Annotated in this window: 13 protein-coding genes; 5 read left to right on the top strand and 8 right to left on the bottom strand. The window is 39.0% G+C overall.

Annotated elements, in window-relative coordinates:
- Positions 1-9: 9 nt before the first annotated feature.
- The 3 genes from M1D52_RS07090 to M1D52_RS07080 all read right to left on the bottom strand — a co-directional run bounded on the left by M1D52_RS07090 (position 10) and on the right by M1D52_RS07080 (position 5,337).
- Positions 10-3,492 carry a SusC/RagA family TonB-linked outer membrane protein gene (locus M1D52_RS07090; protein WP_437391959.1) on the bottom strand — a complete coding sequence of 1,161 codons (3,483 nt, stop codon included), beginning with the start codon at positions 3,490-3,492 and terminating at the stop codon, positions 10-12.
- A gap of 256 nt (positions 3,493-3,748) precedes the next feature.
- Positions 3,749-4,687 (bottom strand): FecR family protein, encoded by a 939-nt coding sequence (locus M1D52_RS07085; RefSeq protein ID WP_377611398.1) that lies wholly within the window; start codon positions 4,685-4,687, stop codon positions 3,749-3,751.
- Between the two features lie 62 nt (positions 4,688-4,749).
- Positions 4,750-5,337, bottom strand: a complete 588-nt coding sequence (locus M1D52_RS07080; protein ID WP_130856578.1) for an RNA polymerase sigma-70 factor — start codon at positions 5,335-5,337, stop codon at positions 4,750-4,752.
- A 396-nt stretch (positions 5,338-5,733) separates the two neighbouring features.
- Between M1D52_RS07080 and M1D52_RS07075 the strand changes: the two genes are divergently transcribed.
- Positions 5,734-7,089 (top strand): sulfatase-like hydrolase/transferase, encoded by a 1,356-nt coding sequence (locus M1D52_RS07075; protein WP_437391958.1) that lies wholly within the window; start codon positions 5,734-5,736, stop codon positions 7,087-7,089.
- Between the two features lie 17 nt (positions 7,090-7,106).
- Here M1D52_RS07075 and M1D52_RS07070 read toward each other — a convergent pair whose 3' ends face one another.
- The gene (locus tag M1D52_RS07070; protein WP_157622304.1) at positions 7,107-7,280 is read right to left on the bottom strand and encodes a hypothetical protein; all 174 of its coding nucleotides are present in this window, start codon (positions 7,278-7,280) and stop codon (positions 7,107-7,109) included.
- A gap of 230 nt (positions 7,281-7,510) precedes the next feature.
- Here M1D52_RS07070 and M1D52_RS07065 point away from each other — a divergent pair, with 230 nt between their 5' ends.
- The 3 genes from M1D52_RS07065 (at position 7,511) to M1D52_RS07055 (ending at position 10,108) form a co-directional block, all read left to right on the top strand.
- Positions 7,511-8,017, top strand: coding sequence for an O-acetyl-ADP-ribose deacetylase (locus M1D52_RS07065; protein WP_013668217.1), 507 nt, complete (start codon positions 7,511-7,513; stop codon positions 8,015-8,017).
- Between the two features lie 476 nt (positions 8,018-8,493).
- The gene (locus M1D52_RS07060; RefSeq protein WP_013668219.1) at positions 8,494-9,036 is read left to right on the top strand and encodes an AAA family ATPase; all 543 of its coding nucleotides are present in this window, start codon (positions 8,494-8,496) and stop codon (positions 9,034-9,036) included.
- Between the two features lie 523 nt (positions 9,037-9,559).
- Complete coding sequence (locus M1D52_RS07055; RefSeq protein ID WP_289552250.1) at positions 9,560-10,108, top strand: hypothetical protein; 549 nt, start codon at positions 9,560-9,562, stop codon at positions 10,106-10,108.
- An 11-nt stretch (positions 10,109-10,119) separates the two neighbouring features.
- On the opposite strand, the gene M1D52_RS07050 is transcribed toward M1D52_RS07055, so the two are convergent.
- From M1D52_RS07050 to M1D52_RS07035, 4 genes are all read right to left on the bottom strand, one after another.
- Entirely contained in the window at positions 10,120-10,611 is a 492-nt protein-coding gene (locus M1D52_RS07050; RefSeq protein ID WP_437391957.1) for a cupin domain-containing protein, read from the bottom strand.
- A 234-nt stretch (positions 10,612-10,845) separates the two neighbouring features.
- Entirely contained in the window at positions 10,846-11,247 is a 402-nt protein-coding gene (locus tag M1D52_RS07045; protein ID WP_130856574.1) for a hypothetical protein, read from the bottom strand.
- A 176-nt stretch (positions 11,248-11,423) separates the two neighbouring features.
- Positions 11,424-12,191, bottom strand: a complete 768-nt coding sequence (locus tag M1D52_RS07040) for a LytR/AlgR family response regulator transcription factor (protein ID WP_437391955.1) — start codon at positions 12,189-12,191, stop codon at positions 11,424-11,426.
- Positions 12,188-13,366, bottom strand: a complete 1,179-nt coding sequence (locus tag M1D52_RS07035; RefSeq protein ID WP_165446997.1) for a sensor histidine kinase — start codon at positions 13,364-13,366, stop codon at positions 12,188-12,190. Before M1D52_RS07035 ends, M1D52_RS07040 begins: the two co-directional genes overlap by 4 nt.
- 366 nt (positions 13,367-13,732) lie before the next feature.
- On the opposite strand from M1D52_RS07035, the gene M1D52_RS07030 reads away from it, so the two are divergent.
- On the top strand, positions 13,733-14,047 hold the full coding sequence (locus tag M1D52_RS07030; RefSeq protein ID WP_013668221.1) for an ArsR/SmtB family transcription factor: 315 nt from the start codon (positions 13,733-13,735) through the stop codon (positions 14,045-14,047).
- Positions 14,048-14,142: the final 95 nt, after the last annotated feature.

The raw sequence follows: 14,142 nt of genomic DNA, 5'->3' as shown, positions 1-14,142 counted from the left end.
GAGGTCTTGCTAGAAGCCTACGTTGACACCGAGTGTGAAAGTGCGTGCCTGTGGTACAGAATTTTTATCAACGCCCGGCGTTAGATTGTCGTTACCATTGGAAGAAAGTGCCGGGTCAGAACCACTATAGCCTGTAATGATGAATGCGTTGAACACCTGACCATAAAAACGCACCGAACTAATGCCGGATTTGCCCAGCAGTTTTGTCGGAAGCCGATAGCCCAATGACGCGGTTTGCAATCTGAGAAAATCTGCTTTTTCCACATTTTCTGATATGGGATAAGATGAGCCGTTTGAAATAACATCGCCATACACGAGGCGCGGGATATCTGTCTGCTGGCCCGGGCTTGTCCACCGATCATAGATTTCGGTGTAATTATTCCAGAAGCGCTGATCGCGCAGGGTAGCTTTGGTGCCATTTTGGATATAATTACCACCGGAATATACAAAACTTAAGTTGAGGTCAAAGTTTTTATACTGAAGTGTGTTGTCAAACCCACCATACCAGGTTGGAAGGGCATTTCCCAGCAGGTAATAGTCGGCGCCCGAAATTGCCTGAGCAGGTGAACCGTCCAGATAGGTCCATCTGCTTTCGCCCGCAGCCACCGCATGACTATATTGCACCCGCTCGCCGGCGCGGTTGATGAAAATACGCTGTCCTGTTTCGGGATTTACACCATCCGTTTTGGCTCCATATAAACTTCCAACGGAATAGCCAACCCGGGTAATATTAGTGGCTTCTGCCGCCGTACTGGTAGAACCAACAATGTCGGCATTGCCTTCTGCCAAGGCTGTAACACGGTTTTTAATCGTTGTAAAGTTAAACGATGAATTCCAGGTAAAACCGTTTTGTTCTAAAACACGGGCATTGAAGGTGAATTCAAATCCGCGATTGTACATAGAGCCAACATTTAACATAATGCCGTTATTGGGTATTCCTTTCGACGGCGTTTGCGGAGCATTGAGAATTAATCCATTTACGTTATTATAGAAATAAGTCATTTCTACTTGCAAACGGTCGTTGAAAAAACCTAAGTCCGCTCCAATATTGGTCTGGTCACTGGTTTCCCACTCCAAACCGCTATTTCCGGCTTGATAGTAGTTTAACATAGGCGCATCTCCATACAGGGCCGATTCATAAAGATTGAGCGAGGCAAACTTGTTTGGATTATTGGCATTTCCTACCCGCCCCCAACTACCACGCAATTTTATACTGTTTAAGGTTTCCGCTAGAGAAGACCCTTTATAGAAATTCTCCTCTGAAAGTGTCCAGCCAATGGAAGCCCCGCCGAAATTTCCGAATTTTGTTTTTTCTCCGAGTATGGAATTACCATCTCTTCGGAAGTTGATCGTTAAAAAATAACGCTTGTCGAAATCATAGTTTATCCTCGAAATATAAGAGATCAACGAAGATTCGGCATCTAGCATACTTCCAAAGGGTATAATACGTCCATAGCTTCCCTCAAAATTTTCATAATACTCATCGGATACCTGTGTACGGGTAGCACCCCATCGATTGAAATAAAAATGCTGCACTTCATAGCCACCTAATAAGGAAAGGTTGTGCTGACCAAAAGCTCTCCTGAAGGACATCGTATTGCTCCAATTCCAGGTGTTGATATTGTTAATTGTGTTGACAGCATTACCTTGAGGGGTAAAACCCGGTCCGTGTAGGGCACTTTCGAATGTTTTGTTTTCCACTTTAGTCCAATCCAATGCATAACTTGTTTTGAAATCTAAGCCTTTCAACAAGGTTACCGTAGCTCCCACATTTCCAATAATATGATCATTCTGTGCATCGTATCGGTTCAAACCCAATAAGGCGGTAGGATTATAGAAATTACTAACTACTGTATTGTTTCCCATCCCCATCGAATTGGTATTGCTAGCTATATTGTAAGTGCCATCGGGATTATACGGACTAACATTGGGGGCCGTTAGCCAAGCTAAACGAGCAATACCGGTGAGTAAGAAAGCGTTCCCCCGGAGTGATCCCGTGTTGGGAGATTGATTATTACTGCGCGTATAATTAGCTCCTCCTGTTAGTTTTAACCAGTTCGTTAAATTATGATCTACATTGAAACGCACGCCAATTCTGTCAAATTCGTTATTTCGGATAAAGCCTTTTTGATCTGAGTAATTGGTAGAAAAGAAATATTTGGTATCCTCTGAACCCCCGGTCACATTAAGACTATGATTATGGGAAAAACCGGTGCGATAAGTTTCATCATACCAGCGTGTGTCCACTAATGATCCATCCTCCTTATAAGTGGGGAAGAAATACGCACTCGCGACATTGTCGTTAGCAGCGTTCCCACTTAAAATCTTCGAATTCAGTACAGCTTCGTTTTTTATCTCCATAAATTGAGCAGCATTAAGCATTGTTGGCAGTCTTACCGGGTTGGATATGCCCGTCCATCCCTCATAATTTACGCGTGCTTTGCCGGTTTTACCTCTTTTAGTGGTAATGATCATGACACCTGCGGCACCTCTGGAACCATAAATGGAAGTGGAGGCCGCATCTTTTAATATATTAACCGATTCGATATCCGCCGGATTGATATCTCCTAAAGGGTTATTAGTAACATTGGCATTCGATGAGACACTTTCTCCTGCATTGATCGGAATTCCATCCACCACAATAAGTGGATAAGAACTTTGAGAAATGGAGTTAACACCTCTGATACGGATAACGGGAGCATTGTTTAATACACCATTAGGTTGCGCTATATTGACACCCGATGCCCTGCCGGCTAATGCCTGGTCGAAACTCTGAACGGGTTGATCGGCCAGTTTTTCTCCTCCTATGCGGGTTGCAGAACCTGTAAATTCTTCTTTTCGCTGTACACCGTAACCTACTACCACTACCTCATTTAACTCTGCAGCTACCGGTTCCATTTGTAGGTTTACCTCGGCTTTACCGGACACAGGCACTTCCGTTGGTCTGTATCCCATATAGGTAATGATTAAAATTGCATCAGGGGGTAAATTATTAATAACAAATTGGCCTTTTTCGTTTGTACTCGTTACCAAGGTAGTGCCCTTTATTTTCACTGCTGCAAATGGAATGGGTTGCCCCTGCTCGTCTGTCACTACACCACGTACGCTTCGCTGTTGTACATTTACCGGCTTTGATTGTACGGCAGCTACCTGGCTCGGTATATTTTTTTCGATAATGACGAAAAACCGATCATTGTTCTTCTTGAAGCTTAACTTTCGGTCTGCTAATGCGCTCGATAAGGCTGCTTCGATCGTGGATGCATGCTGAAGTACGGACATATCTATCTGATTATTTTTTAATAATCCGCTACGATATGCAATGGAGACATGGAACTTTTCTTCCAGCTTTTTTAAAGCCTCCTCGAGACTCACCGTTTGAAAAGAAGGGCTGAAGGATTCAGAACTAGCTGCCATCAATTTTATGAGCTTTGGAGGCATAAACACACTCAATACCATTGTTAGACATATGATTTTTAGAATTTTACGAGCCATAATATTTGTTTTAGGATTGTTTGTTAAAAGGCAAAACGGTTTCATTAACCAGAAATGGATATTACTGATTTGGGTAGTACAAGGTCAATCTTACCTGTTCTGTTGCTAATTAGACGGTTGGCTTAGCAGCGCATAATGATGTTGATTAGTAATGATCTCATGTTTGTGGGTTTGAATGTTAAAAAAAGACAATAAAGAGCCGTTACGCACAAAAATGCGTGTAGCTTTTTGCAATAATGATGGCTTTTATCGACTCCTATTGGTGTGTAATGTGTTGCTTTGACTGAAATAAGAATCGATTGTTCATTCTCTTAATATCCAGATCGTATAATAATGCAATGTTAGAAATCATCTCTTCAATATCCACATTTAAGGGCATAGATCCTGAAGCATCTCTCTTTAGTAACCTGTCATCTTTTAGGACGATTTCTACACCTTGAGTTGCTTTTAATACGGAAATCACTTCGTTAAGTGTGCTGTTGCTAAGTAATAGCTTGTGCTTTTGCCAAAGAAAAAACGCATCGATGGCAACATCGTTTTTCAGCTGATAATCACGACTGTTTTTAGCCAGCATAAAATGCTGCCCCGGTTGCATCTCGATTTTATAACTGTCTTGTTTACTAATACATCGAAAATTGATTTTACCTTCGCGTAATGCTATCAAAGTTTGGTTTCTATTTTGCACATTGAATTCTGTGCCTAGGACCTCAATAGAGGTGCTGTCGGATACATGTACGCTAAACCGTTGATTGTTTTGCTTATGTACAACAACAAAGCTTGCCTCACCATTTAACCAAACTTCCCGGTGGGCGTTAAAATTTCTTTTACGATAATATAAACGGGAATGGCCATTTAATTTTACTTGCGATCCGTCGGGTAAATGAATCATTTTGATCTCGCCATAGCCTGTTGTATATGTTATGGTAGGACCATTTTGTAAGAATACAAAGACCGCAAATAATAAAATAACAGTAGCGGCACACCAAAGCATTTGATTCGAAGGTTTATACTTCTTCGGGGACGATATATTTGCGCGTGTTTTGATCTGGAATAACATATCATTGCCAAGCGCTTGCTTTGTTTGTGCAGAAAGTGTTTCGGTATATGCTTTACAGTGATCTGCTGCATTATACCAAGCTTCAAAACGCCGGGACATCTGGTTTTCTTCTGCTCTATGTATGTTATTTTGATCCATTCGGGATGTAAATACAATTAATAGTAAATTTAACAGGCATAGTACCTCTACTTTTTTTTCGATTATTTTAACAAGATGGTAAATAATAGCCAAATGAAGTGTTTAAGCTCCTTCCTGATTACTTTAAGTGCTTTGATAATATGTTTTTCTACAGTACTGGTTGATATTTTTAGAACAGCAGCAATTTCAGGATAGGTTAACCCGCCTTCCTGCTTTAATTTATAGGCACGCCGGGTTTGATTAGGTAATTTTTCAATACTTTTTTTTAAGGCTTGATGTAGGTCGATGTAATTTATCCGCTCTTCTGTTAAATTATTTGTTGAATGGGGCCCATGATGCTTATAGATGAATTGTCTATAACGGTCTTGTACCTGCTGTGATTTGTAGTAGTTGTATATTTTAAATTTTAAGGCCTGGTGTAAATATGACGAAAGGGAGGTATGAATTTGTATTACCTCTCTATTCTGCCACAATTCTGTAAACAATTCCTGTATGAATTCTTTAACAATTTCTTCGTCAGCAAATCTTTTATAGGCTTGATCAAAAAGTGCGGACCAATATTTATGATAAATCAGCTCGAAAGCTTTAGTATTGCCCGATTTTAGTTTTAGGAAGATATCGATGTCCGACATTTTCTTGTTTACTGACATAAAAATGGAATATTTCTTTTAAAAACATATCTTTTAGTCAGTTTAACGGGGTTTTTATCGGTTAGTTGACACGAATTTAATTTAATTGCCTTATAAAAGCAACAAATCTGTTTTCTTTTTTTACATTTTAATATCGATTATTGTTGATACAGGCCATCGAAAACGACTTGCAGATAGTAAAGGAGATGGCTTTTTATCTATTAATGGAATTTTGTTCAGTTCTTCTTTGCTAAATCTGCACGGACTTGAATGAAGTCAACGGATACCTCCTCGATTTCTGCAGCCTCCTCATCGGTTTTTCCTCTTATTTAAAATTAGCAATTCATTCCACTTTTCTCTACTTTTAAAGTAGAGAAAGAAGGAAAACTGAAATTGTATTTGCTTAAGTCAGATCATATGAAAAGAATAACATTACTAATCGTATTGCTATGCATGCACGTCATCATGCTTATGGCGCAATCGAAAAAACCTAATATTCTAATTATTCTGGCAGATGATCTGGGATGGGGAGATTTAGGATATCTGGGCGGCACCATCAAAACCCCTGTAATCGATCAGTTAGCAAAAGACGGAATTCGCTTAAACCGATTCTATACGGCGGCAGTCTGCTCTCCTACCCGTGCCGGACTGATGACCGGTCGTTATCCGGACAGGTTTGGTTTAAGAGAAACCGTTATTCCACCCTGGTCTAAATTTGGCGTGAACACTGACGAGACCTTTTTGCCCGAATATCTGGCTAAAGCAGGTTATAAGAACAGGGCAATTATCGGAAAATGGCATCTGGGACATGCCTCCTTAAAATATCATCCCTTACATAGGGGCTTCACCCATTTCTATGGTCATTTAAATGGAGCGATCGATTATTTTACGCATAAACGAGAGGGCGAATTAGATTGGCATAATGATTTTAATTCAAGCTATGATGAAGGTTACGCGACAGACTTATTTGCGGATGAGGCGGTAAAAAGGATTAGGCAGTACAGTCAGGAAGAAAACCCATTCTTTATGTACTTGGCTTTTAATGCGCCTCATGGGCCGTTTCAAGTAAAAGAAGAAGACCTATTAAAACCTCGCGGAGAAGACGATCTTAAAAAGCAAACTTATTCAGCCATGGTCAGGAGTTTAGATGAGAACATTGGGAAGGTCTTAGAAATATTGAAAACATTGAACATAGAAGATAACACCATCGTTCTTTTCTTTAGTGACAACGGGTATGCCCCGGATTCTCCCGGGTCATCCGGAGAACTGAAAGGGTCTAAATTTACCGAATGGGAAGGAGGCGTAAGGGCACCGGCCATTATAAAATGGCCTGCAAAGTTAAAAGGAGGAAAGACTATGGAGCAGGTAACCGGGTATGTAGATGTTTTACCAACCTTGCTGGATATAGCCGGAATTACAGAAGCACCCGAGAACCCGTTGGACGGAATAAGCATATACCCGGTATTAAATGGAAGCAAATCAGGCATACAGCGAGATTTCTACCTTGGGGAGGGAGCGCTGGTAAACAGTAATTGGAAATTAATAGAAGCTGGTAACAACTCGAGAATGAAATTACAAACGGATGTTTTATTTAATATATCCCGAGATATAGGGGAAATAAAAGATTTAAAAGATACAGAAACCGCTATTTATAGAGATTTAAAAACAAAATTAGAAATGTATAATTCGATCAAAAGTTCGAAACAAGTTCCTCCCTATGGGCAGGGCAGAAAGGGATTTGTAGCACCAAAAGAGTGGAGTGTAAAAAAATAAGATCCATGTCGCTTTGTTTAATTAGGATTACCAACTACTGTTTTCGGCTTACGCCATTTCCACGGTGCAATGGGATTATGGTCATGCCATAGTCCTACCCTATTTAATCTGGCCTCTTGTTCGAGTTTTCCGATCGAACTAGCATATTCAATACGGATTCGGCTTTCGTCAAAGTCATATTTCATATCCATCTTTCGAGCTTGCTTTGCATATTTGCACTATTGCCGAGAGCGCCATAACAGGGTAAATACTTTAGCGGTAGCGCTGCAAAGATCTACCTTAGGAGAGATTACTTATGAAGAGTTGATGAAGGCTTCTTCATAGAAATATATCAACTTTTTAAAAAGAAAATGGTTTACTACAAAAAGGACTTCTTTAATAAATAATTAAGTATACAAAATAATAGCACCTTTGTATATATATGATAGAGCTTTTAAAAGGAGATATTACAAAACTTGAGGTGGATGCCGTTGTAAACGCGGCTAATTCATCCTTGCTCGGTGGTGGTGGCGTTGACGGAGCTATCCATCGTGCGGGTGGCCCAGCGATATTGGAAGAATGCCAGCGCATCCGTGCAAAACAAGGAGGCTGTATGGTGGGCGAAGCCGTTATCACCACGGGTGGTAATCTCCCGGCGAAGTTTGTGATTCATACAGTAGGTCCAACTTGGAATGGGGGCAAAAACAATGAAGAAGCATTGCTCGCCTCAGCTTACAGAAGCAGTTTGGCATTAGCGGTTGAACATCAGCTCCAGTCGATCGCTTTTCCTAATATTAGTACAGGTGTCTATCGATTTCCCAAAGATCGGGCTGCCGAAATCGCAATTGATACCGTCAAGGAATTTCTCAACTTCAGTAGCGCAGAGATTAAAGTAACGTTTGTATGTTATGATGAGGAGAATTATTGGATTTATGAGGAGCTGATATAACTTTCCAAAGAAATCAATGAAAGAGACTTATCATATCAGTTATTTAAAAATTGCGCACAAAGGCAGTTCTTCGCATAGACAAGAAATATTAAGCAGCAAATTATGTGGCTGTTTTTATTGTAAAGAGACATACCCTCCATCTGAGATTTTCGAATGGATCAATGATATTAACGGCGAAACCGCGATCTGTCCGAAATGTGGGATAGATGCTGTTTTGAGTTCTAAATATCCTATTGAAGACAATAGATTCTTAAACGAGATGAATAGGTATTGGTTTTAATGGAGGGCTATTTTAAAAAACGGCAGTCAAAGCGTGATACCTTCTCAACCTCAACAGTTATTTAAGCTGATTTTCTGTTGGATTTGGTTAATTTTGACTAGAATTTTATAAGAAACACGCCAGCTTATTTGTGAGGAGCCGGCAACATATTAAAATGTGTCCATTATAATGAATATTGTATCGATAGGAGTTAAAGATGATAGTTACAGAAAGTGAAGTAATCAATATCATTCTAAACTGTAAACATGAGCCAAAAGTTGTTTTAATGTGCGGACTGTCAGGCTCGGGAAAAACGACATTCGCAAAGAAGCTAGAGGGTTATAATTTTCATAGGTTATCCATTGACGAAGAGATTTGGAATAACTATGGGAAATTTGGAATAGATTATGCCGAAGAAGAATATGAAAAATTGCAAGATTCAGCTGACAAAGCATTGTTTGTCAAATTTTTAGAACTCTTGAAATCCAAGCGAAACGTAGTTGTCGACTTTAGCTTCTGGCAAAAAGAAAAGCGTGATAGCTTTAAACAAATAGTAGAAAATAACAACGGAAAATGGTTTCTTATTTACATGAATACTCCTATTTCAACGATAAAGGCTAGACTGAAAAGTAGAAATAAAAGATTTGAGGCCAATGCAGCGTTTCCAATTACAACGTCAATCCTAAATAAATATCTGAGCAGCTTTCAAATGCCTGACCAAGAGAACCAATTTGAAATAATCTCTAATACTGTAAATTAGGCAAAACTTTTGGTATGGAACTTCCGTTGGTTAATTTTTCCGTTAGTTCGTTATAGTTGTAACGATCGTTACTTGAAACAGGTGAACCGCTTCGCTCAACGACGAGACGGTGGAAAGGTTAGAGAATAACAAACAACAGCTCCGAAACAAATCGGGGCTTTTATTTAATCACTACCTTCAAAAATTGCTAATTATTTGTTCACCTCATTTAATAGCTGCTGTTCTGTTAGTAAGTAAATTTTTATGTTGGTAGCAACATTTTGCTTTTGCCATTTTGGCAATCGTGAGTTTTACCATGGCCCTTATGTCTGTTATGGATCAACTTATAGTCAATCTAGTACTTATTTATAGTTAGTTAAAAATACTTATTTACGGGTATTGTATCTAATAAGAATGTCTCTTTAGATTTGCGCTTTATATTAATCTATGTACGAGGCTCATCTTAGGCTGGCTTTTATTGATTGCGTCTACTTTTATTAGAAACTATTTTTGGGCTAAGTCAAAGGATCCAAATTGTATTTTCATGAAAACAAACAAAATAACGAACTTCTCCATTATAATATGCACACTATTTATACTTGCCGGACTATCCGCCTGTAATAAAAGCGATGGCGATATTGGTGATTCTGCAGAGAAATACTTGATTTGTAAGCTAAATGGTAAAGAACATCGTTTTAACTATCATGTAAATGCCAATGATAAACCCGCTGAAGAAACCATACATTTTGTGGTAATTAGCGGCTGGGAAGAAGAGAATACAGCGACATCTCCCGGTTTTGGTATTGATTTGGTTTTACCGGAGGGCGCAGAAGAAAAGACCTATTCGGTAGCCGGTGGAAGCACTCCAGAGCTGGATGGTCAGTACTATATACAGCATGCTAAGGATGGAAAGACTTGGACCACTGTATATAGTGGCGGCAGAAGCACGGGTACCGAATTTACACTTAACATCACAAGCTTGACAGATTGGGGCGTAAAAGGAACCTTTTCGGGAAAATTAAGGCTATCCGGCGGTGATGAATACATAACCGTAACTGATGGAAAGTTTTCGGCTCCTTACAATGGTAATTAACTTTATGAAAATCATTTTAGACAAAGTCTATCAATAATTTCTGTATGAGCAGGATACCTGTCAATTAACTTATCTTTTTCTCCAAGCTCGAATTCTGAGAATTCAAAACCTGGAGCAACCACGCAGCTTGAAAGAGAAAAACCACGGCGGGTGGGAATTTCCGCAGCAAACCATGCCCCGGCTTCGATGATTACAGATAATGACCCTGTCTCATTAATGGAGAGTTCCTTCCTTTCATATTGGCCATCCGGTCTGAGGATATGAATGTGAAGTGGGGAACCCACATGAAAGTACCATATTTCGTCTGATTGAAGTTTATGAAAACTGGAAAAATCAGCATTTTGTAGCAGGTAATGGATGGAAGTGCACGAATTTTTTAGTTGACTTTCTCCCTTCCTTGTTACTTGCTGCTCCGAGCGGAAGACTTCATTGTAATATCCTCCTTCCGGGTGTGGTTTTAATCTTAAATGATTTATCCAGTAATCTGCTTGTGCCGAATTCATGCTCATCTTAATTTTAGTAATATGCTGATGTTGGTGTAAAAATACTTTTTTCGACGAAAATCATAAGTCTCACCGGCTTCTACTTCCTTATAATCATCATTTCATTTTCTATTGTAACTACCGTTCCGGTTGAACCACTAAAGCCTATTGTTCACAACTTAAACAACATACTGTTCATCGAGCTTATATCAGAGAACAACAAAGCCGTTTAGAATACGGCTTTGTTGCAGCAAATCATTCTTTGTATTTTATAAAGGTTGCCCTGATTTTCTTTTCTTTTAAATCCATAGTGGTACTACTTCCAACAACGGTTGTTTTGTTCTTCTTTTTTTCATTTACGCTACCACCAGTTGAACTGGAGGTTCCAAGAACCTCTTCTTCAATCGAAAAAATGATACCATCAGCTCCTTTTTCTTTTGCCAAGTCGATAATTTTCTGCTGTGTTTTTTCCAATGAACGAAAACCTTTTGCAAGCTCAGTTTTCCCCATAACCGTGTATTCCTTTTCAACATCGGCAGGATCATAAAACTCATCGACATTTTTTGTAGCCGTGTAGGTTTTTCCGAAATACTTTTGTGCATACGACATGTTAAAAAAGAAGAATCCCAAAAAGACGCTTAAAATTGCTTTTTTCATTTTTCTTAAATTTTGTGTTAATATTAAGGCACAAAAGTAAACCTCCTCTCCATCGAGAACAGTTACTTTTTTGGTGAAGTGATTAAAGTTTAGCATAGAGTGGCGGATTGACACAGCAAACTGTAAAAGCGCAACGATACCTCGAGGAGTAACTTAGCCGATGGAGAAAGCGTTAGTTAATAATCTAACCACGATTTAAATAAAGGAGCTTTGGTTCTACTTACGATAACCTCGTCTGTACTGTCTTTTATGTGAAGCTTTAATTTGCCATTGAAAAAATTATAGACCTTTTCAATGGAGTTGACGTGAATGATGTATTGGCGGTTCGCCCTAAAAAAAAACCTCGGATCCAGTTCCTGCTCCAATGTTTCCAGGGTCTGCGGAACTACCACTCTTTCTCCGTTCATTAGATTGGCAAAACTGACGTTCATATGCGCATAAAAAAAAGCAATGTCCTCGACTTGAATCTTCCTATAACCATCACGATATGGAAGAAGAAAACGTGCGCGGTATACTTTCGGCTGGATATGGTTAAGTAACCCTTCGATTAATGCATACTGCTGGTATGGCTGCTGTACGGTGTTTTCAAATTTTAGAATGGCAGCTTCCAACTCATCCTTTTCTATAGGTTTGAGCAGATAATCCACACTATTATATTTGAATGCCTTAACTGCATATTCGTCGTACGCTGTTGTAAATATGACCGGGCATTTCACGTCTGTTAGGTTAAAAATCTCAAAACTTAGGCCATCTGCCAGTTGAATATCCATGATAATCAAATCAGGATTATCGTTTTCGGCAAGCCAATCCACGGTCTTTTTAACGCTAGGCAAGACATTGACAATCTCGATTTGTGGTCTTATTTTGCGCATTAACCGTTGGATTCGTTCGGCATTTAGCTTTTCATCCTCGAGGATCAATATTTTTCTTATTGTATGCTTCATGTGATAAGGGGTACTTTTACCGTAAAAGTTTTATCGCTTTGCTCCACGGAGGGCACTCTGTCGCTCAATAGCGCATAGCGACTGATGATATTTTTTAAACCTATACCTGTAGAATGAGGCTTTTTTATCAAAGGCAATAGGGAATTGGATACCACCAACTCGTCCTGGTCATTGGAATAAATATGGACGACCAAGGGATCTTCCTCCTCTGTACGATTATACTTTAGTGCATTTTCGATGAAGATTTGAAGTGTAATAGGTGGAATCAACATGTTAAGCTTCGATTCATCAATATTGATCTGAAAGACGCTCCCACTCCCCATGCGATTGTGAATAAGAAAGAGATAGGCATCTAGAAATTTAAGTTCTTCGGACAAAGGAACTAGCTTCTTTTTCGAGTTGACCAATAGATACCGATAAACTTTTGTAAAATTTTCCGTATAGGCGTACCCTAACTGTTGGTCTTTTAGTATTAATTCTGAAAGCACGCTCAGGTTATTGAATACAAAATGTGGATCAAGTTGTAACTTTAAGGCTTGCAGCTCAATCTCAGCTGCTAGTTGTTTGTGCTCTGCAGCTTTTATTTTATAGGCTGCGGCCGTCATTGTGGCGGTCTTCCAATTGACAAGTAAATAATATCCTGTGTTTAAACCGCTGACCATTAGCGCCCACAGTATGACCGCGATAACCGTATATAACCCTTCTCTTAGGCCTACATAAGGTGACTGATTAGTATTTTGTTTACCAAACACATAATAAAGAAAAACCAAACATATGATGAGGAACAGGGTGCCTAAGATGTGTAATAGTGTTTGGACCAGTAAGCGCCTTATAGGATGAGTTATCCATGATATTTTCTTATTTAATATGTGATCGATAAAGAGACTTAACTCTACGATTACCAAACAAAATACTAAATTGATCAACACGTCAATGACGAGCGAGAAAATTGGCATGCCGAAATAACTTTTCCAATAGGCATAGGGAAATATAGTGAACGAAGTTACATATGAACAAATAAAAGTAAACGCAACCAGAATAAACCGCTTTGCCTTACTTTTTCCTTTTACATGAACTGTTTCTTCTTGATTGCGCATCATTTTTAAAAGACAGAAAACCAAATTACCATTTACTTCTTGAATAAAACGATTGTCTTGTTGAAATATATTTCGCAAAGCAAGCATCTTTTGAACAAATTTTTAAATGCAATGAATTGAAGTGTCTGAATAGTGTATTGAAATGACTTTCAGCTTTATTAAAGCGAAATACTGAGCGTTGATCTTGATAGATGCCTTTAAAGGTCTGCTTACCTTTTGTTTACTACTACAATAATCAGGAGAAATCGAAACAAACCGAAAGGCCCCCGATTGCTATGTTAGGTTTCAGGAATGGAGTATATTGTATCTTACCCTACCTAGTTAAGAAAAGGAGCTTGCAAAATATCTGTTAAAAAGACTGGATAAAAAGTTGAAAGAAAATTTGCGAAACCGAAAAGTTGCACATATATTTGCAACCAATTGGTTTCTTAATTTAATAAAAAAATGAGAAGGGATGTTTTCCAAGCTATAGCCGACCCAACAAGAAGGGCTATCATAACGTTAATTGCCATACAGGCCATGACACCTAATGCGATTGCCGAGCATTTCGACACAACTCGCCAGTCGGTTTCCAAGCACCTGCGCATCTTGACAGAATGCGAACTCATAAAACATGAACAAAGAGGCAGAGAAATCTATTATCAGCTTGAGATTGATAAAATGAAAGAAATAGACAAATGGCTGGAACACTTCCGAAAAATCTGGGAAAACCGCTTTGATAATCTCGATAAATTATTGGCAAAAATGCAAAATAAGTAACCGATGGAAAACAGAAACAACTGAGCACATGAAATGACGAGAGCGGTAAAAGTGCTGATTGACCTCATTTGGAGTGTGTGAAAGAGTTAAAAAAG

It is taken from the genome of Olivibacter sp. SA151, assembly GCF_054130995.1.
The sequence above is the reverse complement of the archived record's forward strand: the minus strand, read 5'-3'. Positions and strand labels throughout refer to the sequence as shown.

What these genes read in the sequence shown, in the direction of transcription:
- M1D52_RS07065 (WP_013668217.1), top strand. Translation starts at nt 7,511, where the DNA reads ATGATAGAGCTTTTAAAAGGAGATATTACAAAACTTGAGGTGGATGCC.
- M1D52_RS07085 (WP_377611398.1), bottom strand. Translation starts at nt 4,687, where the DNA reads ATGGATCAAAATAACATACATAGAGCAGAAGAAAACCAGATGTCCCGG.
- M1D52_RS07060 (WP_013668219.1), top strand. Translation starts at nt 8,494, where the DNA reads ATGATAGTTACAGAAAGTGAAGTAATCAATATCATTCTAAACTGTAAA.
- M1D52_RS07075 (WP_437391958.1), top strand. Translation starts at nt 5,734, where the DNA reads ATGAAAAGAATAACATTACTAATCGTATTGCTATGCATGCACGTCATC.
- M1D52_RS07070 (WP_157622304.1), bottom strand. Translation starts at nt 7,280, where the DNA reads ATGGATATGAAATATGACTTTGACGAAAGCCGAATCCGTATTGAATAT.
- M1D52_RS07040 (WP_437391955.1), bottom strand. Translation starts at nt 12,191, where the DNA reads ATGAAGCATACAATAAGAAAAATATTGATCCTCGAGGATGAAAAGCTA.
- M1D52_RS07055 (WP_289552250.1), top strand. Translation starts at nt 9,560, where the DNA reads ATGAAAACAAACAAAATAACGAACTTCTCCATTATAATATGCACACTA.
- M1D52_RS07090 (WP_437391959.1), bottom strand. Translation starts at nt 3,492, where the DNA reads ATGGCTCGTAAAATTCTAAAAATCATATGTCTAACAATGGTATTGAGT.
- M1D52_RS07030 (WP_013668221.1), top strand. Translation starts at nt 13,733, where the DNA reads ATGAGAAGGGATGTTTTCCAAGCTATAGCCGACCCAACAAGAAGGGCT.
- M1D52_RS07080 (WP_130856578.1), bottom strand. Translation starts at nt 5,337, where the DNA reads ATGTCAGTAAACAAGAAAATGTCGGACATCGATATCTTCCTAAAACTA.
- M1D52_RS07050 (WP_437391957.1), bottom strand. Translation starts at nt 10,611, where the DNA reads ATGAATTCGGCACAAGCAGATTACTGGATAAATCATTTAAGATTAAAA.
- M1D52_RS07045 (WP_130856574.1), bottom strand. Translation starts at nt 11,247, where the DNA reads ATGAAAAAAGCAATTTTAAGCGTCTTTTTGGGATTCTTCTTTTTTAAC.